The sequence below is a fragment of the Pseudomonas syringae group sp. J254-4 genome, from assembly GCF_032586855.1.
Lineage (GTDB): Bacteria > Pseudomonadota > Gammaproteobacteria > Pseudomonadales > Pseudomonadaceae > Aquipseudomonas > Aquipseudomonas amygdali.
Genome location: NZ_JAWHOO010000035.1, coordinates 1 through 24,265 on the forward strand (window position 1 = coordinate 1; position 24,265 = coordinate 24,265).

Consider the following 24,265-nt stretch of genomic DNA (forward strand, 5'->3'; position numbering starts at 1 on the left):
CTCACTGAATCGCAGAACTGTGTGACGCAGAGCGTCACGAAAGGCATTACCACGCGGAGCGTGGGAACGAGAATCTGGGCCTAACGCCAATCCAGCTGACGCCACAGAACCGCTGTGTGACGCAGAGCGTCACGAAAGGCATTACCTCGCGGAGTGAGGAACGAGAATCTGGGCCGAACGCCAATCCACCTGACGCCACAGAATCGCCGTGTGACGCAGAGCGTCACGAACTGCATGCTTACGCGGAGCGTTGGAACGATCCTCATCGTAGTCTGAGCCCCATTTTCCGGACTTTCAGCACCAGCGCCACTCAACCAAACCCCACAATAGCCTTGGTCTCCAGATACTCTTCAAAGCCATGCACGCCATACTCGCGACCATTGCCCGAGCGCTTGTAGCCGCCGAACGGGGCCATCGGGTTCCAGGCGGGGTAGTTCAGATGCACTTGTCCGGCACGAATGCGCGAAGCCACCGAGCGCGCCTGCTCAAGGTCCTGCCCCTGTACATGCGCGCCCAGACCGTAAACGGTGTCGTTGGCAATCGCCACGGCCTCATCAATCGTGTCGTAGGCAATCAGGCACAGCACCGGACCAAATATTTCTTCCCGGGCGATACGCATGGACGAGTCCACTTCGGAAAATACCGTTGGCCGCGTGTAGAAGCCTCGCTCATGGCCTTGCACACGGCCTGGCCCGCCGCAGACCAGCTTCGCGCCTTCACTCAGCCCGGCATCGATCATCGCCTGTACGCGGTGAAACTGTGCCTCGTTGGCGATCGGGCCCAGCACCGTTTCCTCCCGCTGCGGATCTCCCACAATGATTGCCGCAGCCGTTTCGGCAGCCAGCGCTTCGACTTCTGCCAGTCGGCTTCTGGGCACGATCATGCGGGTCGGCGCACTGCACGACTGGCCAACATTGCGGAACGCGGCCATTACGCCGGGCGGCACGGCTTTGGCGAAGTCGGCGTCGGGCAGCAGAATGTTCGGTGATTTACCGCCCAGTTCCTGAGTCACCCGTTTCACGGTCGGTGCGGCAGCCTGTGCAACCAGCGCGCCTGCACGGTTGGAACCGGTGATCGAGATCATGTCGATGTCAGGGTGCGCCGCCATCGCGCCGCCCACTTCAGAGCCGCTGCCATTGACCAGGTTGAATACCCCAGGCGGCAGGCCCGCATCGTGAACCAGTTGCGCGAACAGCAAGGCGCTTAGCGGCGACAGTTCGCTGGGTTTGAGCACCACTGTGCAGCCGGCGGCAATCGCCGGGGCGACTTTTGCCGTAATTTGATACAGCGGCCAGTTCCACGGCGTGATCAGCCCGCACACACCGATGGGTTCGCGTTCAATCGCGGTGCCGCTTTCGACGCTCTGGAAGCGATAGGTCGCCAGCAGGTCACGCGCAACACGAACGTGCTCCGCGGCAAGTGGCACCTGCATCGCCCGCGCAGAATTGATAGCTGCACCCATTTCCAGCGAGATGGCCTGCGCCAGCTGTTCCTTGCGCTCGAGGATAAGCTCGTGGATGCGCCCGATTATCTCGGCCCGGGCGTGCGCCGAGGTGCCGGACCAGCCCGCAAAGGCTGCCCGCGCCGCTGCAACCGCGCGGTCGACGTCGGCGGCCGAGCCACTGGCAACGTGCGCCACCACTTCTTCGGTTGCCGGGTTGATCACCGCAATACTGGCCGGGTTGAGCGGCGCCGACCAGCGACCATCGATATAGAATTTCTGCGCGGTGTCTGGATCAACGCGATGGCTGTTCAAGGACTGTGAGGTCATCCAGCGAGCTCCCTGGAGCGATAATGGGCGAGGTCAGGCCGTTTGATATCAGGCCGTTATATGCCTATAAGCTAACAAAGCGGTCTGGATAAAAAGCGCCGATCTGCCGGGCTGCAAAGAATAATCTGCTGTATGCAACCCGTTAACATTGCGGACCTGTTCCGGGGCTTTATCCGCGCCGATTTCAGCCTATGGCCTGGGTCACCAGCGCAAACTGCTGCACGTCCTTGCTTGATGGCGGTGGCGTTCCGAGCACCATGCGCGGAGCCCTGTCGACACACGGCAGGCCAAGGCTTTCGAGCCACGGTGCCAAGCCGCAATCAGCCAGAATGTCGAAGCGCACGAACATGCCGGGTATCTGTTGCAGCAGGTGGGCAATCAATTGCCGGGCCTGCTCTGCATCACCGGCCACCAGCGGGCCGATGATATGCCCGCGGCCGAAACGGCGCAGCAGGGCCATGCCTGTCAGGCGCCCTTCATGGTCGATGCCCACCGCCTGTTCTGCATCGCGCGACAACAGGTCATTCAGCACGACAGTGCGATCCAGACCGCTGCCTGCGTTGGCCAGCCTGATCAGTTCGGCATGGTCGGCCGGACCCAGCGTGCGAATCGGCAGACCAACGCTCGGCGTCGCCAGCCCTGACAGGTCAGCAATGCCCTGATGCTGCTGGATCTGCGCAAAATCGACAAAGCCAAGGCTCCGGTACAGCGGCGCGCCCAGTTCCGTGGCATTGAGGATCGGTGTACGCGGTGCGGTTGCGTCAAGGCACAGATGCATCAGGCGGCGGCCGATGCCTTTGCCCTGATGTTCATCGCTGACAATCACCAAACCGATGGATGACCAGTCGCCCTGATGGCAGGTGAATGCCACGCCCACCAGTTGGCCGTCACGTTCGGCGACAAAACCCTCGGAGGTGCGTTGCACCATGGCCCAGTCTTCTTCGCGGTGCGGCCATTTGAGGTGTACCGAGAGGGCATGGGCCGCCGGAATGTCCGCCTCAGTCACCGGGCGATATCGATAGAGGGTATCTGGGGTCGCGGGCATGGAGCCTCCGTTGCAAGGGCGAAGTGGGTCGTTTCGGCTCATATGAGCTTGCCTGTGCTCATCAGGCTGGAGGTGAACGGCATCTCGATGGCCGTCGGGTCAGTGAAGCGGCGAATATCGAACGGGCTGATCAAGGTGCGCGTGCTGCCGGTGCTGATCAGCTCGGCCATGACATCGCCGACGCCGGGGCCGAGCTGAAAGCCGTGGCCGCAGAAGCCAAACGCATAGAACAGGCCGTCCACCTTGCCGCTGCGGCCCATGATCGGCAGCGAATCCGGCGTATAGCTCTCGATGCCGCTCCAGACACGGATGATGTTCAGCTTCTCTGCGCCCGGTAACAGGCGTTTCATCTGCTTCATCTGGTTGATCAGGCTTTCTGGCTTGAAGTAGGCACGGCGGTTGACCATGTCCGGTTTGTTGCGATTACCGCCGCCGATGATGATGTTGCCGCGCGGTATCTGGCGGAAATAGATCACTTCTTCCTTGATTTTGGTGAACACTCCGATCACCGTCGGCAGGGCGTAGGGCACCGGTTCGGTCACCGACATCTGCGGGCCGTTCGGCTCGAGAGGGACGGGTTCACCGAATTGTTCCGCCAGCCTGGCTGCCCAGGCCCCGGCAGTGATGAGCAATTGTTCGGCGACGAATAACTGACCATCGGCAGTGGTGACATGAAACTCACCGCCGACTTTCTGAACGTCAGTCACTTCAGTGCGCTCTTCGATCCGTGCCCCGGCCCGAATCGCTGCACGGGCGAAGGCGGGTGCGGCCAGGCGCGGGTTGGCATGCCCGTCGTGGGGCGCATAAGAGCCGCCTTTGACTTCCGGGCCGAGGAACGGAAAGCGCTCGTGCAGGGCCCTGCCGGAGAAAATCTGCAAATCCAGCTCGCGGGCTTCGGGTGCGGCGGCATAGGCCTCCAGTTCAGCGATCTCGTCTTCGCGGTAGCAGACGCGCATGTGCCCGCTGGGGATGAACTCCAGGTCTTCGCCGATCAGTTCCGGCAGGCGTTTCCACAGCGCCCAGGAGCGATTGGCGAGTTCCAGTTGGCCGAGAAAGCGTCCCTGACGACGCACATTGCCGAAATTCACGCCGCTGGCGTATTGGCCGATCTGGTCGCGCTCCAGCAGAGTCACCGAGCGCCCGTGCTGGCGCAGGAAAAACGCTGATGACGAGCCCATGAAGCCGCCGCCGATAATCAGAACGTCGCTTTTTTGCGGGGTCATGAGGTGCTCCCGACAGTGTTCATCGTACGGTGCGCGCCACGGCTTCGATCTCGATCAGGTAGCCGTGGTGCAATTCTGGAACCGGCACCACGGCGCGGGCCGGGCGATGGTCGCCCAGATAGCCTGCATAAATGCGGTCGAAGGCCGGCCAGTGCTGGATGCCTGCGATGTAAATGGTCACTTTCAGCAGGTCATCGGTCGTGCATCCTGCTGCCTCAAGAATGGCAGCCAGGTTGTCCAGCGCAATAACGGCCTGCACCTCGAATGGCCCGTCGACGCTGTGGCTGCCGTCAGCGCGCACCGGCAGTTGCCCGGAAACATGCAGCGTGCCTTCATGCAACACTGCCTGGGAATAATGCCCGCCTGGCGCGGCGGCCAGGGGTGTGCGAATCAGTTCGATATCACCAGCCATGCAAGCGACTCCAGGTGTGAATTGCGCCTTCGGCATCGCAGGCGTGGTAGTCCGGGAACTGCGCGCCGGTAGCACAGGCGTGGTTGGGTAGAATGCGTAGCCGGCTGCCGATGGGGAAGCGCGCAGTGATGTCTGCCTGGCTGCCGGTGGCAAGCGTGATGATGCCATGCTCCTGATTGGCACCGGTCACCCGTGCGCCGTCGATCCACTCGCCGGTTTCGCTGCACACCTGGCCGTAGCCGAAATCCTGACGCTGGCGCTGGGTACCGCGATCCCGGCTCATGGCCATCCAGCCCGCGTCAACGATGATCCAGCCCTTGTCCTGCTGATGGCCGATGACCGTAGTCAGCACACTCAGGGCCAGTTCGTCCGCGCGGCACACGCCGATGTTGTGCATTACCAGATCGAAGAATATATAGACCCCGGCACGTACTTCGGTCACGCCTTGCAGGCTCTGCGCCGACAGCGCGGTAGGCGTCGAGCCGATGCTGACTTCCGCGCAGGGCAGCCCCGCTTGCCGAATGCGCTCGGCGGCGCTGACGCAAAGCCTGCGCTCCTGCTCGGCGAGGGCTTGCAGCGCTTCGGGGGTGTCGAGGTCGTAGCTGGACCCGGCATGGGTCATGACCCCTCGCAGGTGCATGCCGCCCTCGACCAGCGTTCTCGCGACGTCGACGAGCGCAGGGTCGTCGACGGTCAGCCCGGAACGATGACCGTCGCAATCGATTTCGATCCACACATCAAAGTTCTCATCATGTCGCTGGCCGAAGGCGACAATCGCCTGGGCAGCGACCACGCTGTCGGTCAGGATGCTCAGGCGGCAACCGTTGCGCCGCAGTTTGAGTGCCTGGTCCAGTTTGCCAGGTGCGATGGCGACGGCGTAGAACACGTCGTTGATGCCCTCGGCAAAGCAGTGTTCGGCCTCCTTCAGGGTCGAGACCGTCACGCCGCTGGCACCTGCAGCTATCTGCGCCTGAATCACCGGCAGGCATTTGCTGGTCTTCACGTGCGGACGCAAACGCACACCCAGTTCATTCATGCGGTGTTGCATGCGCTGGATATTGCGCTGCATACGCGGCACATCAAGCAACGCGACAGGCGTATCGAGAGAAGACAAGAGGGCAGACATGGACAGAGCTCGCGTGACTGGGTACGGCTGCCACTCTACTCACGGGTGATGAAGCTGTGGTTCAATGCTTTGTCATCAATCCTTAAGCTGAGCTGAATGATCGCTATAGAAGACCTGCGTCTGGCCGTGGCGCTATCGCGCTGCGAGTCCCTCAGTGCTGCGGCCAGAGTCCTGAATGTCTCGCCGCCCGCGCTGTCGATGCGCTTGCGCAAGCTGGAGACGCAGTTGGGCATTACCCTGGCCAATCGCGACGCCAGACGCCTGAGCCTGACGGCCGATGGCGAGCGTTTCGCACAGGAAAGCGCGCACCTGCTGGAACAGCTTGAAGCGCTTCCGGAATCGTTCAGGCAGCACGATGAGCGACTGGTCGGCACCCTGCGTCTGGCAGCGCCGTTTGGTTACGGTCGCCAGCGCATTGCGCCTTTGCTGGCGCGCTTTGCCAAACTGCATCCGCAGTTGTGCCTGCACCTGGACCTGCGCGAAACGCCGTGGCCTGATCGGCATGACAGCGACGCAGTGATTCATATCGGCAGCCTCAATGACAGTCTGTGGATCGCCAGACCGCTGGCGCACAACCATCGCTGGCTGTGCGCCAGCCCGGCTTATCTGGAGCAGCACGGCGTGCCTTCGACGCCTGACGAGCTGGCGTGTCATCGCTGCATCTGCATTCGCGAAAACGATGAAGACGTGACCCTCTGGCACCTGAGCAAGGGCCAGGCGAAAAAGACCCTGCGCATCGAGCCTGCGCTGCTCAGCAACGACGGCTCGGTTGCCCGGCGCTGGGCCGAGCAGGGGCAGGGCATCGTCTTGCGCTCGCAGTGGGACGTCAGCGACGCCATTGCCAGCGGCAGGCTGGTGAGGGTGCTGGCCGATTGGCAACTGGCCAGCGCGCCGATCAACCTGCTGGTGCCCGTGCGCAAGCACCGCAGCGCCAGGGTGCAGGCACTGACGGAGTTTCTGGAGACGGCGCTGAAGGGCTGATCACATTAATCACGTAGGCGCTGTTGGTCGCAGTATCGAACACCTCAATTGACGCTCACGGCAACGCGCGGGTATAAACCGCGTCTTGTGTTTTTGTCGGATTTTTCTCCATGAGCTTCAGCCCCCTGATTCGCCAGTTGATCGATGCCTTCCGCGTGCTGCCGGGCGTCGGTCAGAAAACCGCTCAGCGCATGGCGTTGCAGCTGCTGGAGCGCGACCGCAGCGGCGGCTCACGGCTGGCGCTGGCCTTGGGGCAGGCGATGGATGGCGTTGGTCATTGCCGCTCATGCCGCACCCTCACCGAAGAGGAGCTCTGCCCGCAATGCGCCGACCCGCGCCGTGATGACACTCTGCTGTGTGTGGTGGAAGGGCCGACGGATGTCTACGCGGTGGAGCAGACCGGTTATCGCGGTCGCTACTTTGTGCTCAAGGGCCATCTGTCGCCGCTCGACGGCCTGGGGCCGGAAGCCATCGGCATTCCGCAACTGATGGAACGTATCAGCCAGCAGGGCACCTTCACTGAGGTGATCCTCGCCACCAACCCGACGGTGGAAGGCGAAGCGACGGCGCATTACATCGCCCAGTTGCTCCACGAAAAAGGCCTGGTCGCGTCGCGCATCGCCCACGGTGTACCACTGGGTGGCGAGCTGGATCTGGTCGACGGCGGCACTCTGGCGCACTCGTTTGCAGGGCGCAAGCCGATTGCGTTGTGATGCGCCCTTGTTCCTGCGCTATCAGTAGCGCGGGGTAATATCCCGCTCTACAGGCGGCGCATCCGGGTCCTGGCCTGCCGGAAACTTGCCTTTCAGGTGCCAGGCGAAGGCGATGATTTCGGCAATCGTGCGGTACAGCGGCTCGGGGATGCTGTCGCCCAGTTCCATGCGTGCCAGCAGTTTGACCAGTTCGGCGTTCTCGTAGATCGGCACTTCATATTCACGGGCAATGGCTAGAATGGCCTCGGCCAGCTGGTCGTCGCCCTTGGCGCTGAGCGTCGGGGCCTGTTGGCCGTCGTAGCTCAGGGCAATAGCCTGGCGCGGGACATGGTCGGGTAGGGGCATCAGGCGTTCTCGTCAATCCAGCGTTGTTCAAGGGCGGTGCGCGGGCCACTGGGCGGTGCGCCGTGGCTGCAGGCCAGTTCGCCCACTGCCAGGCCGCAGGCAATCAGCCGCTCGCGCAAATATCCCAGTTCATGTTCGATCAAGGCCGCGCTGTCGGGCCGCTCGGCCCATAGCTGACTGGACAGCGTGCCGCGCAACAACTGCGCATGCACCTGCAGCGGCCCCAACGGCTCAAGGTCGAATGCCAGATCGACTTTCCAGAGCTTTTCCCGGGTTTCCTTGATCTCGACATCGTCGCGGTCTTCGGCAGCTTCCTGATCCGGCTTGTCTTCACGCTGCACCTTGACCTGCAAGGGCACGATGTCATGCGCGTTACGCATCGGCACTTCCAGTTGCCAGGTGGTCACCTGCGTGCCGTCGGCATTGGTGCGGGTCTGCTCCAGACCGCCCAACTGGTGGCTTTGCAGGCGCGAAACAGCTGCCGCAGCCAGCTTGAGCAGAATTTCCAGGTCATCCTCTTTTTCGCCACCGCTGACGTTGCGCGACGGCAGCGGAAAGATGCTCGGCTGAGTGCGTGCGGCAACCAGCCCAAGGGTGCCCAGGGCATTGCGAATCGCGTTGGGCATGGCCCGCGCCAGGGTATTGGACGCAGCGGCGGCGCTGTAAGTGGTGTTGTCCGGCAACCCCGGAAGAATCTGCGCAATCAGGCGCATCAGGTTGGCTTTCATGTCCGGAACCTGAGCCGGGTTGAGCCCGGCAAGCAGCTTCGCTTCCAGAAACACGCCGCTGGCATTGAGGGCCTGGGCGACGCCTTTCGGTGTGCTCATCTGCTCGATGTCGGGCAGATCGTCCAGCAACTGGCTGATGGCGGCTTGCAGCGGGGCGCTGATCGCTGAGTTGCTGGCAGGGCTGGCACTGGTTGTAGTGGCTGACTGCAGGTTTTGCAGGGCGTTGATCAGGTTATCCAGCGAGCCCTGGCGGTTTTGCTGAGCGGCCAGTTGCTGCGCCACGGCCAGTTGATCGAAGCGACCGGGCAGGGCGACGAAGTTCAGCGCCTGGTTGCCTTGTACCTGCGCGCTCAGCAGGCTGCCGACCGTCAGCGGCTGCGGGCTTTCGATGGTCAGGCTGGAGCCCGCCAGCGCAGTATTGAGCAGCATCACGATGGAGCGATAGGTGGGCGTTGCGGCGCCCGGGTTTTGCGTGGCCAGTTGATTGACTGCCTGCGCGATCACCTGGCTGGTCATGACCTTGCCCTGCAACAGCGTGCCGACCGGCAATTGTTGCGTATCGATGCTGGTCATCGAGTTTTTCAGTGCGCTGTTGATCTGTTGCAGCGTCAGCGTCAGCTCGTTGGGCGAGGCTTGCGCTACTTGCAACAGGCTGCCGGGCGTGAACGGTACGCTGCTGGTGACCTGCAGGTTGGTCAGGCTGCCATTGGCGAGTACCAGCCGCAGCAGCAACTGGAAGTTCTGGTTGACCTGCTTGAGGGTCAGCACTTCGGCGTCGACGGTTTCGCCTTCGGGAATCAGATTATCCGCCGATTGCAGCAGGGTCAGCACCTGCGCAGGGGAGATGCCGGCGCGCAGCAGGGTTGTGGTAGGGATTGTCGCCGGGACGCTGGTGATGTCGCCTGTCATTGAAATATCGACCTGAGGAAATTGCCCCTTTGATAACAGGACTCGCATGTATAATACCGGCCAAAACCGGACCAGCCGCCATTAACTTCTCTTCATGTAACGGCCATATCACCTCCGACTTGAACCGCCTTTTACTGCGTATGTGTCTGTTTTGGTACATTTCGCGACGCTCCAGCACTGGAAACGCCCGATGATCCCAGCCCCCCCATTTTTGCAAGCGACGGCTCTGACGTGTGAGCGGGACGGGCGGATGCTGTTCGAAAACCTTGATCTGCAGGTGCGCACGGGGGACATGCTGCAAGTCAGCGGCCCCAATGGCAGTGGCAAGACCAGCCTGCTGCGCCTGTTGTGCGGGCTGATGCAACCCACGGCCGGGCACGTGCTGCTCAACGGCCAGCCAGCGGGCCGCCAGCCGACAGCGCCGGGGCTCAATATGTTGTGGGTTGGCCATGCGTCGGCGCTCAAGGACCTGCTGACACCGCTGGAGAATCTTTCCTGGCTCTGTGCGCTTCATCACCCGGCCGATGCCGATGCCATTTTCAATGCGCTCGACGCGGTCGGGCTGGCAGGTTTCGAAGATGTGCCCTGTCACACCTTGTCGGCCGGGCAGCAGCGTCGCGTCGCGCTGGCGCGTCTGTATCTGCCAGGCCCGCCACTCTGGTTGCTCGATGAACCGTTCACCGCGCTGGATCGCCAGGGCATTGCCCAACTGGAAAACCATCTCGCCGGGCACTGTGAAAAGGGCGGCATGATCATCATGACTACTCATCACACCCTGAGCCGCCTGCCTGCGGGCTATCGGGATATCGATCTGGGGCAGTGGGCAGCATGAGCAACGTCTTTGCCCTGCTGATCGTCCGTGAGTTTCGCCTGCTGGCCAGGCGTCCGGCAGAGCTTGCCAACCCGCTGGTGTTCTTTGCGATAGTGGTCGCCTTGTTCCCGCTGGCACTGGGGCCGCAGACGCAATTGTTGCAAGCCTTGTCACCGGGGCTGGTCTGGGTCGCGGCACTGCTGGCCGTGTTGCTGTCGCTGGACGGGCTGTTTCGCAGTGATTTCGAGGATGGCTCGCTGGAGCAGTGGGTCCTTTCGCCGCACCCGCTGGCCCTTCTGGTCTTGAGCAAAGTGCTGGCACACTGGGTTTTTTCCGGACTGGCACTGGTATTGTTGTCGCCCTTGCTGGCGCTGATGCTGGGGCTGCCGGTGCGGTGCCTGCCGGTGTTGATGGTGTCGCTGCTATTGGGCACGCCAGTGCTCAATCTGTTGGGTGCAGTGGGTGCGGCGCTGACCGTGGGTTTGAAGCGCGGCGGCCTGTTGCTGGCGTTGTTGATTCTGCCGCTGTACATCCCGGTATTGATTCTGGGCAGCGGTGCGTTGCAAGCCGCGCTGCAAGGCATGCCAGCGACTGGCTATCTGCTGTGGCTGGGCTGCCTGAGCGTGCTGGCGATCACTCTGACCCCCTTTGCGATAGCCGCTGGCCTGAAAATCAGCGTCGGTGAATAAATTGAGGTTCCGGGATCGAGAATTCGATGCCGGTCAACACCCTGGATACACCTGATGAAAAGCAACGCCATGAAAAGCAGCATTGGTTGGGCCTGGCTGCACACACTCGGCTCACCGAAAGGGTTTTACCGCATCAGCGCACGTCTGCTGCCGTGGCTGAGTGTGGCCGCTGCACTGCTGCTCGGCATCGGCATCATCTGGGGGCTGGCGTTTGCGCCGCCGGATTACCAGCAGGGCAACAGCTTCCGGATCATTTATATCCATGTGCCTGCCGCCATGCTCGCCCAGTCCTGCTACGTCATGCTGGCCCTGTGCGGCGTGGTCGGGCTGGTCTGGAAAATCAAACTGGCCGATGTCGCGCTGCAATGCGCTGCACCCATTGGCGCGTGGATGACCGCGCTGGCACTGGCGACCGGCGCGATCTGGGGCAAACCGACCTGGGGCGCGTGGTGGGTCTGGGACGCGCGCCTGACCTCAATGCTGATTCTGCTGTTCCTGTATTTCGGCCTGATCGCGCTGGGCAATGCCATCAGCAACCGCGCCAGCGCTGCCAAGGCCTGTGCACTGCTGGCCATCGTCGGCGTGGTGAATATCCCGATCATCAAATATTCGGTCGAGTGGTGGAATACCCTGCACCAGGGCGCGACGTTCAGCCTTACGGAAAAACCGGCCATGCCTGCCGAAATGTGGCTGCCGTTGCTGTTCACAGCGTTGGGTTTTTACTGCTTCTTCGGTGTTGTATTGCTGTTGCGTATGCGCCTTGAAGTGCTGCGTCGCGAGTCGCGCACCCAGTGGGCCAAGGCCGAGGTTCTACGTAGCCTCGGACAAACGCCAGAACCGTCGGAGAACAGGTCTTGAGCTTCGCGTCATTCAGCGACTTTCTCGCCATGGGCCGCCACGGGCTGTTTGTCTGGTCGGCCTACGGTCTGTGCCTGTTGGTGCTGCTGATCAACGTGGCAATGCCGCTAGTGGCGCGCCAGCGGTTCCTGAAACAACAGGCGCGGCGCCTGAAGCGGGAGAATCGCTCGTGAACCCGTTGCGCAAAAAACGTCTGCTGATCATTGCGACGCTGCTGGTTGGCGTCGGCCTGGCAGTGAGCCTGGCGCTCAGCGCGCTGAAGGAAAACATCAATCTGTTCTATACGCCGAGCCAGATCGCCAATGGAGAGGCCCCGCTGGGCACGCGCATTCGTGCTGGCGGCATGGTGGAAAAGGGCTCATTGCAGCGTTCGGCGGATTCGCTGGATGTGCGTTTTGTGGTCACCGATTTCAACAAGTCGGTGACCATCACCTATCGCGGCATTCTTCCCGATCTGTTCCGCGAAGGGCAGGGGATTGTCGCGTTAGGCAAACTCAATGCTCAGGGTGTGGTGGTCGCCGATGAGGTGCTGGCCAAACATGACGAGAAGTACATGCCGCCCGAAGTCACCAAGGCGCTGCGCGACAGTGGCCAGGCGGCACCGGGCGGCTCTTCCACACCTGCGAAACAGGGCTGATCGATGATTCCCGAACTCGGCCATCTGGCCATGATTCTGGCCCTCGGCTTTGCACTGGTGCAGGCCATTGTTCCGCTGATTGGTGCATGGCGCGGCGACCGCCTGTGGATGAGCCTGGCGCGTCCGGCGGCGTGGGGCCAGTTCAGTTTTCTGATCTTCGCCTTCGGTTGCCTGACCTACGCGTTCATGACCGACGACTTTTCCGTTACCTATGTGGCGCAGAATTCCAACACGGCGCTGCCCTGGTACTACAAATTCAGCGCCGTATGGGGTGCGCATGAGGGCTCCTTGCTGCTCTGGGCGCTGATTCTCGGCGGCTGGACCTTCGCTGTTTCGGTGTTTTCCCGGCAATTGCCTCAGGTCATGCTGGCGCGTGTGCTCGCCGTGATGGGCATGATCAGCCTGGGCTTCCTGTTGTTTCTGATCCTCACCTCCAACCCGTTCGCCCGTCTTCTGCCGCAAATGCCTGCCAACGGACGCGATCTCAACCCCCTGTTGCAGGATATCGGCCTGATCGTGCATCCGCCGATGCTCTACATGGGCTATGTCGGTTTTTCCGTGGCCTTTGCCTTCGCCATCGCCGCCTTGCTTGGCGGCCGACTCGACGCTGCCTGGGCGCGCTGGTCGCGGCCATGGACGCTGGTAGCCTGGGCCTTTCTCGGTATCGGGATCAGCCTTGGCTCATGGTGGGCTTATTACGAACTGGGCTGGGGCGGCTGGTGGTTCTGGGACCCGGTGGAAAATGCCTCGTTCATGCCCTGGCTGGTGGGCACTGCGCTGATTCACTCGCTGGCGGTCACGGAAAAACGTGGCGTGTTCAAGAGCTGGACTGTGCTGCTGGCGATTGCCGCTTTTTCCCTGAGCCTGCTGGGCACGTTCCTGGTGCGTTCCGGGGTGCTGACCTCGGTGCACGCCTTTGCCTCGGACCCGGCACGCGGCGTGTTCATCCTGCTGTTCCTGCTGGTCGTGGTGGGCGGCTCGCTGACCCTGTTTGCGATTCGTGCGCCGGTGGTCAAAAGCCATGTCGGCTTCGGCCTGTGGTCGCGGGAAACCCTGTTGCTGGGCAATAACCTGTTACTGGTGACTGCTGCGTCGATGATCCTGCTGGGTACCCTTTATCCGCTGGTGATCGATGCCATGAGCGGAGCCAAGATGTCGGTCGGTCCGCCGTATTTCAATGCGCTGTTCGTACCGTTGATGGGGCTGTTGCTGGTGGTCATGGCGGTTGGCGTGCTGGTGCGCTGGAAGGACACACCGCTGAAATGGTTGCTGGGCATGCTTGCTCCGGTACTGGTCGGCAGCGCCGTACTGGCGGTGATCGCCGCTCTGCTCATGGGCGATTTTCAGTGGGCGGTGCTGGCCACCTTCATGCTCGCCGCCTGGGTGCTGCTGGCCGGGGTCCGCGACTTGCTCGACAAGACCCGTCACAAGGGCCTGCTTCGCGGCGCACGCGGTCTTGCCCGCAGCTATTGGGGCATGCAACTGGCGCACATTGGTATCGTGGTGTGCGCGCTGGGTGTGGTGTTGTCCAGCCAGAACAGCGCCGAGCGCGATTTGCGCATGGCACCTGGCGAGTCCACTGAGCTGGGCGGTTACGTCTTTGTATTCGAGGGCGCGAAGCATTATGAAGGGCCGAACTTCACCTCCGATCGCGGCACCGTTCGCGTCCTGCGCAACGGGGCGCAGCTCACTGAACTGCACCCGGAAAAACGTCTGTACAGCGTGCAGCAGTCAATGATGACCGAAGCAGGCATTGATGCCGGTTTCAGCCGTGATCTTTACGTAGCATTGGGTGAACCGCTGGGCAATGGCGCATGGGCCGTACGGGTTCACGTCAAACCGTTTGTGCGCTGGATCTGGCTCGGCGGTCTGCTGACCGGTCTGGGCGGTGTGCTGGCGGCGTTTGACCGTCGTTATCGCACGCGGGTCAAAAGCAAGGTGCGCGAGGCATTGGGCATGTCGGGAGTTGCACTGTGAAGCGCTGGGTCATGCTCCTGCCGCTGGCATTGTTTCTCGGCGTGGCGGCGTTCCTGTATCGCGGTTTGTATCTGGACCCCGCCGAGCTGCCGTCGGCGCTGATCGGCAAGCCGTTTCCGCAGTTTTCGCTGCCCGAAGTTCAAGGCAGCCGCGTATTGACCCGCGCCGACCTGCTGGGCAAACCCGCACTGGTCAACGTCTGGGGCACCTGGTGCGTGGCCTGTCGGGTGGAGCATCCTGTGCTGACCCGGCTAGCGCAGCAGGGCGTGCTGATCTACGGCGTTAACTACAAGGACGTCAACACCGACGCGCTGAAATGGCTCAAGGAGTTTCACGACCCTTATCAGCTGAACATCCGCGACGAAGCCGGCTCGCTGGGGCTGAACCTGGGCGTGTACGGTGCGCCGGAGACCTTCCTGATCGACCGTCAGGGCATTATTCGTTACAAACATGTCGGGGTCATCGACGAGGCTGTGTGGCGAGAAAAGCTTGCCGCGCGTTATCAGCAACTGGTTGATGAGGCGCGGCCATGAAGCGCTGCCTGATGATTGTCCTGCTCAGCGTGCTGTGCTCAGGCATCGCCCACGCTGCCATCGATGCCTATACCTTTCGCGACGACGCCGAGCGTGCCCGCTACAGCGAACTGACCAAGGAACTGCGCTGCCCCAAATGCCAGAATCAGGACATCGCCGATTCCAACGCGCCGATTGCCGCTGACTTGCGCAAGGAAATCTACCGCATGCTGGGTGAAGGGCAGAGCAATCAGCAGATCATCGACTTCATGGTTGATCGCTACGGTGACTTCGTTCGTTACAAACCCAGCCTCAACGCCCGCACCTGGCTGCTCTGGTTCGGCCCGGCCGGTCTGCTGATCGGCGGTCTGGTGGTGATCGGTTTCATCGTCGGGCGGCGTCGCAGGGCGCACTCCGAACAGGCCGATGTGCTTTCCGAGGACGAGCGACAACGCCTCGCCGCATTGCTGGATGACCACCGCCCATGATCGATTTCTGGATGGCCGCCGGGCTTCTCTTGCTCGTGGCGCTGGGTTTTCTGCTGATACCGGTGCTGCGCGGCCATCGTGCGCAACGTGAAGAAGACCGCACAGCCCTGAACGTGGCGTTGTATCAGGAACGGCTGGGCGAGTTGCAAGTTCAGCAAGAGCAGGGCGTGTTGTCGGTGACGCAACTGCAAGGCGCTCGTGCCGAAGCTGCGCGCGAGCTGCTCGCCGATACTGAAGGCGCAGAGCCTGCCCGTACGTCGCGTCTGGGCAAACCCGTTCTGCTGCTGGCTGCGGTGCTGGTGCCGGTGTTGGGGCTGGCGGGCTATCTGCAACTGGGGGCCATTGACCGCGTCGCGCTGAGCCGCGAATTCGCCCGGCCGCCAACCTCGCTGGCCGACCTGACCCAGCGTCTGGAGCGCAGCGTGCAGGCTCAGCCGGACTCAGCCGAAAACCTGTATTTTCTGGCGCGCAGCTACATGGCGCAGAACCGCCCGGGTGATGCCGCGCAGATGTTCGAGCGCTCGGTGGCACTGGCCGGAAGATCGCCAGAATTGCTCGGGCAGTGGGCACAGGCGTTGTATTTCGCCAGCGACAAACACTTCACCGCACAGGTGCAGGCGCTGACCGACGAAGCGCTGCAGGCCGACCCCAAAGAAGTCACCAGCCTCGGCCTGCTGGGGATTGCCGCGTTCGAAACACAGCGTTATCAGGCAGCGGTGGATTACTGGACCCGCCTGCTGGCGGCGTTGCCCGCGCAGGACGCTTCGCGCTCGGCGCTGGAAGGCGGCATAGCCCGCGCCAGAGAAAACCTTGCCGGGCAGGGCGCGCCGGTCAAGGCCAGGGCGCTCAAGGTGCGTGTCGCGCTGGCTGCCTCGCTCAAGGGTAACGTTCAACCGGGTGACAGCGTGTTCATCTTCGCCCGTGCAATCAACGGCCCGGCCGCGCCACTGGCGGTCAAACGCATCACGGTGGCGGACCTGCCTGCCGAGGTCGAACTGAGTGATGCCGATGCAATGATGCCGCAACTGAACCTGTCGAACTTTGCGCAAGTCCAACTGGTTGCGCGAGTGTCTCGCGCAGGGCAGCCAACCACCGGTGAGTGGGTCGGCCGCAGTCAGCCGCTGGCCAGTGATACTCAGGCGCAGCAGGCGTTGACCATCGACAGTCCGGATAACTAGAGAAATCGCTTATGTACCGTACCGCACGCATCACCTTGTTGGGTCTGGTCGTTGGCCTGAGTGCCTGTGCTGTCCAGCATCCGGCACCGCCTCACAGCCAGGATCCGATCCTTAATCTGCCGGGCGGCCAGCAACCCGGCGCACCGCGCCCGAACACGGCGCCTGCCGAACCTGCCAAAGCGCCAGCAGCAGCGCCGAAGACCTCGGCCAGTTTCGCCCCGCCACCGGGCGGTGGCAGCCATTGGGACCCGCGTCTGGGCGTGTACGTGATGGACGATCAGCCCAACACCTTCTATCGCCAGCGTACTTACTATCAGTGGAACAACGGCTGGAGCTGGGCAACCAACCCCAACGGTCCGTGGCAGGCGACCGACGCCAGCGGCGTACCGGCCGGGCTGGGCAAGCAGTTCAGTAACTGATTCAAGCCTGCAAATGAAAACGGCGACCTGATGGGTCGCCGTTTTGCGTTTCGGGGGGGTTATTTGCCCGGATAGATCTGGTCGAACACACCACCGTCAATGAAGTGGGTCTTCTGCACCGTGCGCCAGTCACCGAAGGTTTTCTCGACCGACAGGAAGTCCACTTTCGGGAAGCGGTCGGTGTATTTGGCCAAGACCTGCGGGTCGCGTGGGCGCAGGTAGTTTTTCGCCGCTATTTCCTGACCTTCCGGTGACCACAGGTATTTCAGGTAGTCTTCAGCCAGGGCGCGGGATTGTTTCTTGTCCACGACCTTGTCGACCACACTCACCGGCGGCTCGGCTTCTGCCGACACGGACGGGTAGACCACTTCAAACTGGTCGCGACCGAATTCACGAGCGATCATTTCCGCTTCGTTTTCGAAGGTCACCAGCACGTCGCCGATCTGGTTGGTCATGAACGTCGTGGTCGCGCCTCGACCACCTGTGTCGAGCACGGGCACATGGCGGAACAGTTCGCCGACGAATTTCTTCGCGGCCGCTTCATCGCCACCTTTTTTAAGGGTGTAGCCCCAGGCCGACAGGTACGTGTAGCGGCCGTTACCCGAGGTTTTCGGGTTAGGCACGATGACTTCCACGCCATCCTTGATCAGGTCCGGCCAGTCTTTGAGGGCTTTCGGGTTGCCCTTGCGCACGATAAACACAGTGGCCGAGGTGAACGGCGCACTGTTATTCGGCAGGCGGCTGACCCAGTCTTTCGGCACCAGCTCGCCATTGTCGGCCAGCGCGTTGATATCGGTGGCCATGTTCATGGTAATCACGTCAGCCGGCAGCCCGTCGATGACCGAGCGCGCCTGCTTGCTCGAACCGCCAAAGGACATCTGCACAGTCACGTCTTCATTTTTCTCGGCTTTCCAGTGCTTCTGGAAGGCGCTGTTGTAGTCCTTGTAGAAATCACGCATCACGTCGTAGGAGACGTTGAGCAGCGTCGGGGCTGCCTGGGCAGCGCTGGCAAAGGCCAGGCCAGCGGCCAGTAGCGAGGCGGCGAAGAGTTTATTCACTGCAGGGTCCTTGAGATGAAGAGTCGTGTGATGAAGCCTGATGGCGTAATGCCGCGACACTATCAGTATCGCGCCTGCTGTTTAAAGACTGAAAAGGTCTTTGCTTATGCCTTGTGCTCTACTTTTGCAAACAATTGATTACCGCAGCGCGAACAGAACGCCGCGCCGTGCTCGTGGAAATTCTTCGAGCACACCGGGCAATCGTGTTTCAGCTGTTCGCCGCGCATGGCATTGGCCAGTTCGGCGGTGAATATACCGGTGGGCACGGCGATGATCGAGTAGCCGATGATCATCACCAGCGACGAGAGCATCTGCCCGACCGGCGTCTTCGGCACGATATCGCCAAAGCCCACAGTGGTCAGGGTCACGATAGCCCAGTAAATGCCTTTGGGGATGCTGGTGAAGCCGTGCTCCGGGCCTTCGATCACGTACATCAGCGTGCCGAACACCGTGACCAGAGTGGAAACGGTGACCAGAAACACGATGATCTTCTGCTTGCTGCCACGCAGCGCAGCCAGCAAATAGTTGGCTTGGCGCAGGTAAGTGCCGAGCTTGAGCACGCGGAAAATCCGCAGCATACGGATGATCCGCACAATCAGCAGGTACTGCGCGTCGCTGTAATAGATCGACAGAACCCCCGGCACGATGGCCAGCAGGTCGACCAGCCCGTAGAAACTGAACGCGTACTTCAGCGGTCGGGGCGAGCAGTACAGGCGCAGGATGTATTCGATCGCGAACAGCAGGGTAAAGCCCCATTCGATCCAGGCGAACAGCATGGCGTAATCGCGGTGAATGCTCTCGATGCTGTCAATGACCGTTACCAGCAGGCTGAGCAGAATCGCCACCAGCACAATCTTGTCGAAGGTTCTGCCGGCAGGCGTATTCGCCTCGAAAATAACGATATGCAACCGCTCGCGGCGGCTGAGAGAGGTGTCCATGGTGCTTCCCGATTCGAATATCGGCAGAGCCTAGGAGCATGGGCGGGTGAGTGCAAGTGCGTTGGCACCCCATTCAAAGATCGGACGCAGAGCTTCCAGAACAGCGTTCCTGCGCTGGAGGGTCAGGAACGATAACCTCAACTATCCTCATTGACGAAAGCGCAAGGTTGCCGAGGGCAACTCGCCGTAGTACTTGCGATATTCCTGCGAGAACCGCCCCAGGTGAGCAAACCCCCATTTCATTGCGATGTCGGTCACCGAATCGGTACCGGGGTTGCGCAATTCCAGGTGCACGCGCTCCATGCGTACGTTGCGCAGGAACGCCATCGGACTGATGTTGCGAAACTCCCGGAACCCGGAAAATAGCGTACGCACGCTGACTCCCGCATGCTCGGCCAGTTGTTCGATGGACAGCGGCTCATGAGCGTGGGCGAGGATGAACTCTTCGGTGCGTTTGACAAAGTACGGCGAAACCCGGCGGGCCGGTTCCGGCGCGCTCAACGGGTTTTGCAGGGTGTTTGGCTGCCCGTAGATAAGGGCATTGATCAGCGTCGCTTCAAACTGCTTGAGCACCAGCGGGTTATGGATGGGGTGCCCGTCGAAGGCCAGTGCATCGGCCAGTGCACCGAGCAACTGCAGAAAGTAGCTCGCGTTAGGATGGGTCAGCAGCAGTTCGGGTTTGAAGCGCAGCGGGGTTTTCAAACCATGGCCCAGATGCTGGGCGCAATGTTTTTCGACCTCTTGCCGATCCAGACGCAAGGCCAGTTGTGGAGCATCGGCGGCCCAGCGCATCGAAACCGGTGTGTCGGGCGAGATGATTGAGGCGCATTGTGCCGAGGACGTAAAACGCACGCCGTCACAGTGGATCTCGGCACTGCCGCGCGTTGGAATCTGAATCAGAAAGAAATTTTCCAGTCGGCCCGGATCGATGCTCACCGGCACCCCGTACTCCAGCCGGCTCAACGACAGCTTGCCCAGATGCACATGGTGCATGGAAGCACTGACTTCCTGCGTGGATGTCGCCACCTTCAGATCATGAGGTTTGAATACCTTGCCCACCTGTTCACGAATGCGTTCCCGGTCATGCAGCAAAAAGAGACGGTTCTGCGCTGTAAACAGCGGCGTGTTTTCAAAAAGGGCCCCACCCAATTCCGAATTCATGGCAACTCTCACTCGTGCACGGTTTCAAGGCAGCTTGAGTCTTTATGTCACCCGCCATTTTCACACTGCGGATAACGCTCGCAGTTTCTGGATACTGCGGCCGCTCTGCTGTTTCTTTTTGGCCACTTTTTTGTGGTCCTGACGAGTACTTAGCAAACGCCACGCCAGTTCTACGCATGCGGATTTATTGCGTATCGAAAGAAAAAAAGCGTTGTGCAACTTTCCGCGCCGTCCGGACAGGGCCCGCAGCCAGCGGATAGTGGATCCCGTCCAAGGCTCGCAAGATTGGCTCCAACCTCACACGATGTTGGAGACTCGCAAATGAACGGTCGCTATGTCAGCGTCAATGCGCACGATGGAAGACAGTTCCAGGCCTACCTGGCCACTGCAATCGGTGGAAGCGGCCCCGGAGTGGTGCTGTGCCAGGAAATATTCGGGGTCAATCAGGCAATGCGCGACGTTGCCGACTTCCTCGCCGATGAAGGCTACAGCGTACTGGTGCCCGATCTGTACTGGCGGCAGAAGCCTGGCGTCGAGCTGGGTTACAGCGAAGAGGATTTTCAGCAGGCGTTCGGTTTTTATCAGGCGTTTGACGAGCGTGCCGGTGTCGATGACATTCGCGCCAGCCTGCATGCCCTGCGCCAACTGCCGGAATGCACCGGCAATGCTCAAGGAGTGGTGGGTTATTGCCTGGGCGGCAAGCTGGCTTATCTGGCCGCCTGCCGCCTGTCCGAGGTGGCGTGTGCGGTTGGCTATTACGGGGTTGGCATAGAGAAGGCGCTGGCCGAGCTGGAGGGGCTGCAAGGTCGCCGTCTGGTCTTGCACGCTGCCGAGCTGGATCAATTCTGCCCCACAGAGGCCCGTGCCGAGATATTTGCCGCCGCACAGAACACGCCGGGCGTGGAAACCTACCTGTACCCCGGCGTCGATCATGCGTTCGCCCGTCCCAACGGCCACCATTTCAACAAGCCCGCCGCGCTGATGGCACATGAGCGCACCGTGGCGGCACTGCGCCGCACGCTTGGCCCCGAATACGACCTGTCAGCGCTCTGGGAAGAGCACATTCGCCACGAGTTCGAGACCCGTGACGTGCCCGCGACCATGGCCACCATGGTTGCCGAACCGTACGTCAATCACATTCCGACCATGACCGGCGGTGTCGGCCATGCGCAATTGAGCCGCTTCTATCAGCACCATTTTGTGCACGGCAACCCGCAGGACATGGCGCTGACGCCTATTTCCCGAACGGTGGGCGCTACCCAGATCGTCGACGAATTCATCATGACCTTTACCCACGACAGCGAGATCGACTGGATGCTGCCGGGCGTCGCGCCCACGGGGCGCAAGGTGCAGATACCGATGCTTGGCGTGGTGAAGTTTCGAGGCCCCAGGCTCTGTCACGAGCATATCTATTGGGACCAGGCCAGCGTGCTGGTGCAAGTCGGTCTTCTTGACCCGTCCGGGCTGCCCGTCGCCGGGGTCGAAACCGCCCGCAAGCTGCTTGATGAGAGCCTGCCTTCCAACAGCCTGATGCCCAACTGGGCGAACAGTGCCGACCAAAGCGCCTGAGGATTAACCATGTCTACATTTCTGAACTCCGATGCCTTGCACGGCAAGGTCGCGTTGATCAGCGGCGGCGCAACACTGATCGGCATGGCCGTGGCCCGTGGACTGATCGATGCTGGCGCGCGAGTGGCGCTGTTCGACATTGACGCCGAAGCGGGCCAGCGGGCTGCCGAACAGCTGGGCAAGCAGGCGCGATTTTTCCCCGTTGATATCACCAGGGATGAAGAGATCAGCGAAGCCCTTACCGGGGTGCGCCAGGTGTTGGGCCCGGTAAACCTGCTGATCAACCTGGCCTGTACCTATCAGGATGACGGCTTTGCTTCCAGCCGCGAAGACTGGCTGCAAGCGTTGAACGTCAATCTGGTTTCGGCCATCGCTCTGGCTCAGGCCGTACACGACGATCTCAAGGCCAGTGGCGGTGCCATTGTCAATTTCTCTTCCATTTCTGCGGGCTGCGCGCAGACCGGTCGCTGGCTGTACCCGGTTTCCAAGGCTGCGATCAGGCAACTGACGCGGAGCATGGCCATGGACCTTGCCCCCGACGGCATTCGTGTCAATTCGGTATCACCGGGTTGGACCTGGTCGCGGGTGATCGCCGAGGTCAGTGGTGGCGATCGCGCCAAAGCCGATCAGGTGGCGGCTTCGTATCACCTGCTGGGCAGGCTCGGCGAGCCCGCTGAAGTGGCCAGCGTCGTGACTTTCCTGTGCTCGCCAGCAGCCAGCTTTGTCACCGGTGCCGACTATGCCGTGGACGGCGGCTATTCGGCGATGGGGCCCGAGCAGAACCTGCCTGCCATCCCGCGCCTGGCGCAGTGATGGCTTCGGTAGACACGCAGCCTTTTCATAACGCTTGACCCCGGTGCGACACGCCTACCCACTCACAACAACAGGAATGCCATCATGCGTCGTATTGCAATCGTCGGAGCCGGCCAGGCCGGTCTGCAACTCGCTCTCGGGCTACTTGCCGAGGGCTATCACGTCACCCTGACCACCAACCGCACGGGCGAGCAGATTCGCAACGGCAAGGTCATGTCCAGCCAGTGCATGTTCAACACCTCGCTGCAGACCGAACGTGATCTGGGGCTCAACTTCTGGGAGCAGCAATGCCCGGCAGTCGAGGGTATCGGCCTGACCGTGCCGCACCCGGAGTTGCCCGGCGAGCAACTGTTCAGTTGGGCCGCGCGGCTGGATCGCTACGCTCAGTCAGTGGATCAGCGGGTGAAAATGCCGGTATGGATGGACGAGTTTGTCAAACGTGGCGGCGAGCTGGTCATTGCCGATGTGGGCATCGACGAGCTGGAAACCTTGTCGCTGAACCATGATCTGGTGCTGCTGGCCGCTGGCAAGGGCGAAGTGGTCAACCAGTTCGCCAAAGACCCGCAACGCACGCAGTTCAGTCAGCCGCAGCGGGCGCTGGCGCTGACCTACGTAAAGGGCATGACGCCGGTTTCGCCGTTTTCCAGGGTGGCGTTCAATCTGATCCCCGGAGTCGGCGAATACTTTGTGTTTCCGGCGCTGACCACCAGCGGCCCTTGCGAAATCATGGTGTTCGAAGGTATCCCCGGCGGCCCTCTGGACTGCTGGCAGGACATCAAGACACCTGAAGCCCACTTGCAGAAAAGCCTGGAAATCGTCCGTCAGTACCTGCCCTGGGAAGCCGAGCGTTGCCACAACCTGACCCTCACCGACGATCAGGGTTTCCTCTCCGGGCGCTTCACGCCGATGGTCCGCCGCCCGGTACTGACCCTGCCGTCCGGACGTCAGGTGCTGGGTATGGCTGACGCGCTGGTGGTCAATGATCCAATCACCGGACAAGGCTCCAACAATGCCGCCAAGTGCAGCAAGGTCTACCTGCAATCGGTGCTCGATCGTGGCGATCAAGCGTTCGATCAGGCGTGGATGGAGCAGACCTTCGAGCAGTACTGGAGCTACGCCCGGCATGTGGTGGAGTGGACCAACAGCATGCTCACGCCTCCGCCCCGGCATTTGCTCGAACTGCTCGGCGCGGCCAGCCAGTCCCTGCCGCTGGCTTCTGCCATCACTAACGCGTTCGACGACCCACGCCAGTTTGCTCCGTGGTGGTTCGACGCCGAGCAATGCCAGGCCTTTATCCAGAAGAACAACAAACAAGCGGCATAAGACTGCTGCCAGAGGGAGCCCCCATGAGCACTGACATCGAAACCACCCAGCCACTGTGCGACGCGAAAGACTCTGACCCCCGCGACTTGCGCGGTCTGTTGGGCCAGTTCGCCACTGGCGTCACGGTCATAACGACCTGCACTGCCGACGGACGCAAGGTGGGCATGACCGCCAACTCGTTTTCATCGGTTTCGCTGGAGCCCGCGCTGGTGCTCTGGAGCCTGGCACGCAGCGCACCGAGCCTGAACGATTTCTGCGAGGCCAGCCACTTTGCGATCAACGTGCTCGGTGCCGAGCAGCATGGCTTGTCGCGGCACTTTTCCCGACCCTCCAGCGACAAGTTCGCCGGCGTGGCGCACGCGGCCGGTACAGCTGGCGTACCGCTGCTTGATGACGTGGTCGCTACGCTGGTGTGCCGCAACGTGCGCCAGTACGAGGGCGGTGACCACCTGATCTTCATCGGCGAAATCGAGCATTACCGATACAGCGGCGCAGAACCGCTGGTCTTTCACGCAGGCCAGTACCGGATTGCCGCCGCGCACCCCGGACTGGCCCAGTAAGCCTGCCGCACGACATGCAGA

General features: G+C 61.6%; 26 protein-coding genes. 16 read left to right on the forward strand and 10 right to left on the reverse strand.

Annotated features, from left to right (window positions below; genetic code table 11):
* Positions 1–310: 310 nt before the first annotated feature.
* The 5 genes from RYB09_RS26295 to RYB09_RS26315 form a co-directional block, all read right to left on the reverse strand.
* Positions 311–1,771 (reverse strand): aldehyde dehydrogenase family protein, encoded by a 1,461-nt coding sequence (locus RYB09_RS26295; RefSeq protein ID WP_316890879.1) that lies wholly within the window; start codon positions 1,769–1,771, stop codon positions 311–313.
* A gap of 184 nt (positions 1,772–1,955) precedes the next feature.
* On the reverse strand, positions 1,956–2,816 hold the full coding sequence (locus RYB09_RS26300; RefSeq protein ID WP_316890881.1) for a GNAT family N-acetyltransferase: 861 nt from the start codon (positions 2,814–2,816) through the stop codon (positions 1,956–1,958).
* Positions 2,817–2,854: 38 nt separating this feature from the next.
* Complete coding sequence (locus RYB09_RS26305) at positions 2,855–4,039, reverse strand: FAD-binding oxidoreductase (protein WP_316890883.1); 1,185 nt, start codon at positions 4,037–4,039, stop codon at positions 2,855–2,857.
* Between the two features lie 19 nt (positions 4,040–4,058).
* Entirely contained in the window at positions 4,059–4,451 is a 393-nt protein-coding gene (locus RYB09_RS26310; protein ID WP_005780501.1) for a RidA family protein, read from the reverse strand.
* A complete protein-coding gene (locus tag RYB09_RS26315) occupies positions 4,441–5,577 on the reverse strand; it encodes a DSD1 family PLP-dependent enzyme (RefSeq protein WP_316890885.1) in 1,137 nt (378 codons plus the stop codon). The genes RYB09_RS26310 and RYB09_RS26315 overlap by 11 nt, the downstream gene beginning before the upstream one ends.
* Positions 5,578–5,673: 96 nt before the next feature.
* Here RYB09_RS26315 and RYB09_RS26320 point away from each other — a divergent pair, with 96 nt between their 5' ends.
* Together RYB09_RS26320 and recR are read left to right on the forward strand one after the other, a co-directional pair.
* Positions 5,674–6,558: a LysR family transcriptional regulator gene (locus RYB09_RS26320; protein WP_122280550.1), complete on the forward strand. Its 885-nt coding sequence runs from the start codon at positions 5,674–5,676 to the stop codon at positions 6,556–6,558.
* A 110-nt stretch (positions 6,559–6,668) separates the two neighbouring features.
* Positions 6,669–7,271, forward strand: a complete 603-nt coding sequence (gene recR / locus RYB09_RS26325) for a recombination mediator RecR (protein ID WP_002554228.1) — start codon at positions 6,669–6,671, stop codon at positions 7,269–7,271.
* A 21-nt stretch (positions 7,272–7,292) separates the two neighbouring features.
* On the opposite strand, the gene RYB09_RS26330 is transcribed toward recR, so the two are convergent.
* Positions 7,293–7,616 (reverse strand): EscU/YscU/HrcU family type III secretion system export apparatus switch protein, encoded by a 324-nt coding sequence (locus RYB09_RS26330; RefSeq protein ID WP_122280549.1) that lies wholly within the window; start codon positions 7,614–7,616, stop codon positions 7,293–7,295.
* A complete protein-coding gene (locus tag RYB09_RS26335; protein ID WP_122280548.1) occupies positions 7,616–9,253 on the reverse strand; it encodes a flagellar hook-length control protein FliK in 1,638 nt (545 codons plus the stop codon). Before RYB09_RS26335 ends, RYB09_RS26330 begins: the two co-directional genes overlap by 1 nt.
* Before the next feature lie 190 nt (positions 9,254–9,443).
* Between RYB09_RS26335 and ccmA the strand changes: the two genes are divergently transcribed.
* From ccmA to RYB09_RS26385, 10 genes are read left to right on the forward strand one after another with little or no spacing between them, the layout of a single operon-like run.
* Positions 9,444–10,085, forward strand: a complete 642-nt coding sequence (gene ccmA, locus RYB09_RS26340) for a cytochrome c biogenesis heme-transporting ATPase CcmA (RefSeq protein WP_122280547.1) — start codon at positions 9,444–9,446, stop codon at positions 10,083–10,085.
* Positions 10,082–10,753: a heme exporter protein CcmB gene (ccmB, locus tag RYB09_RS26345; RefSeq protein ID WP_005780512.1), complete on the forward strand. Its 672-nt coding sequence runs from the start codon at positions 10,082–10,084 to the stop codon at positions 10,751–10,753. Before ccmA ends, ccmB begins: the two co-directional genes overlap by 4 nt.
* A 54-nt stretch (positions 10,754–10,807) precedes the next feature.
* Positions 10,808–11,611 carry a heme ABC transporter permease gene (locus tag RYB09_RS26350; RefSeq protein ID WP_058409109.1) on the forward strand — a complete coding sequence of 268 codons (804 nt, stop codon included), beginning with the start codon at positions 10,808–10,810 and terminating at the stop codon, positions 11,609–11,611.
* Positions 11,608–11,784 carry a heme exporter protein CcmD gene (ccmD, locus tag RYB09_RS26355; RefSeq protein WP_057401186.1) on the forward strand — a complete coding sequence of 59 codons (177 nt, stop codon included), beginning with the start codon at positions 11,608–11,610 and terminating at the stop codon, positions 11,782–11,784. The genes RYB09_RS26350 and ccmD overlap by 4 nt, the downstream gene beginning before the upstream one ends.
* Positions 11,781–12,248, forward strand: a complete 468-nt coding sequence (gene ccmE, locus RYB09_RS26360) for a cytochrome c maturation protein CcmE (RefSeq protein WP_058400919.1) — start codon at positions 11,781–11,783, stop codon at positions 12,246–12,248. The genes ccmD and ccmE overlap by 4 nt, the downstream gene beginning before the upstream one ends.
* Positions 12,249–12,251: 3 nt before the next feature.
* Complete coding sequence (locus tag RYB09_RS26365; RefSeq protein ID WP_316890894.1) at positions 12,252–14,225, forward strand: heme lyase CcmF/NrfE family subunit; 1,974 nt, start codon at positions 12,252–12,254, stop codon at positions 14,223–14,225.
* Positions 14,222–14,758 carry a DsbE family thiol:disulfide interchange protein gene (locus tag RYB09_RS26370; RefSeq protein WP_058400921.1) on the forward strand — a complete coding sequence of 179 codons (537 nt, stop codon included), beginning with the start codon at positions 14,222–14,224 and terminating at the stop codon, positions 14,756–14,758. Before RYB09_RS26365 ends, RYB09_RS26370 begins: the two co-directional genes overlap by 4 nt.
* Positions 14,755–15,225: a cytochrome c-type biogenesis protein gene (locus RYB09_RS26375; RefSeq protein ID WP_316890897.1), complete on the forward strand. Its 471-nt coding sequence runs from the start codon at positions 14,755–14,757 to the stop codon at positions 15,223–15,225. Before RYB09_RS26370 ends, RYB09_RS26375 begins: the two co-directional genes overlap by 4 nt.
* Complete coding sequence (ccmI, locus tag RYB09_RS26380; RefSeq protein ID WP_316890898.1) at positions 15,222–16,403, forward strand: c-type cytochrome biogenesis protein CcmI; 1,182 nt, start codon at positions 15,222–15,224, stop codon at positions 16,401–16,403. The genes RYB09_RS26375 and ccmI overlap by 4 nt, the downstream gene beginning before the upstream one ends.
* A gap of 11 nt (positions 16,404–16,414) precedes the next feature.
* Positions 16,415–16,822: a hypothetical protein gene (locus tag RYB09_RS26385; protein WP_002554216.1), complete on the forward strand. Its 408-nt coding sequence runs from the start codon at positions 16,415–16,417 to the stop codon at positions 16,820–16,822.
* 59 nt (positions 16,823–16,881) lie between these two features.
* Here RYB09_RS26385 and RYB09_RS26390 read toward each other — a convergent pair whose 3' ends face one another.
* The 3 genes from RYB09_RS26390 to RYB09_RS26400 all read right to left on the reverse strand — a co-directional run bounded on the left by RYB09_RS26390 (position 16,882) and on the right by RYB09_RS26400 (position 19,979).
* Complete coding sequence (locus RYB09_RS26390; RefSeq protein ID WP_005780521.1) at positions 16,882–17,880, reverse strand: sulfate ABC transporter substrate-binding protein; 999 nt, start codon at positions 17,878–17,880, stop codon at positions 16,882–16,884.
* A gap of 104 nt (positions 17,881–17,984) precedes the next feature.
* Entirely contained in the window at positions 17,985–18,818 is an 834-nt protein-coding gene (locus RYB09_RS26395) for an ion transporter (protein ID WP_005780523.1), read from the reverse strand.
* 147 nt (positions 18,819–18,965) lie between these two features.
* Positions 18,966–19,979 (reverse strand): AraC family transcriptional regulator, encoded by a 1,014-nt coding sequence (locus RYB09_RS26400; RefSeq protein WP_219169585.1) that lies wholly within the window; start codon positions 19,977–19,979, stop codon positions 18,966–18,968.
* Between the two features lie 321 nt (positions 19,980–20,300).
* On the opposite strand from RYB09_RS26400, the gene RYB09_RS26405 reads away from it, so the two are divergent.
* The 4 genes from RYB09_RS26405 (at position 20,301) to RYB09_RS26420 (ending at position 24,244) form a co-directional block, all read left to right on the forward strand.
* Positions 20,301–21,548: a dienelactone hydrolase family protein gene (locus RYB09_RS26405; protein ID WP_219169583.1), complete on the forward strand. Its 1,248-nt coding sequence runs from the start codon at positions 20,301–20,303 to the stop codon at positions 21,546–21,548.
* 9 nt (positions 21,549–21,557) lie between these two features.
* On the forward strand, positions 21,558–22,361 hold the full coding sequence (locus tag RYB09_RS26410; protein ID WP_316890904.1) for an SDR family oxidoreductase: 804 nt from the start codon (positions 21,558–21,560) through the stop codon (positions 22,359–22,361).
* 84 nt (positions 22,362–22,445) lie between these two features.
* Positions 22,446–23,684 carry a styrene monooxygenase/indole monooxygenase family protein gene (locus tag RYB09_RS26415; protein ID WP_244394542.1) on the forward strand — a complete coding sequence of 413 codons (1,239 nt, stop codon included), beginning with the start codon at positions 22,446–22,448 and terminating at the stop codon, positions 23,682–23,684.
* Positions 23,685–23,707: 23 nt separating this feature from the next.
* Complete coding sequence (locus RYB09_RS26420) at positions 23,708–24,244, forward strand: flavin reductase family protein (protein WP_002554209.1); 537 nt, start codon at positions 23,708–23,710, stop codon at positions 24,242–24,244.
* The last annotated feature ends 21 nt before the right edge of the window (positions 24,245–24,265 follow it).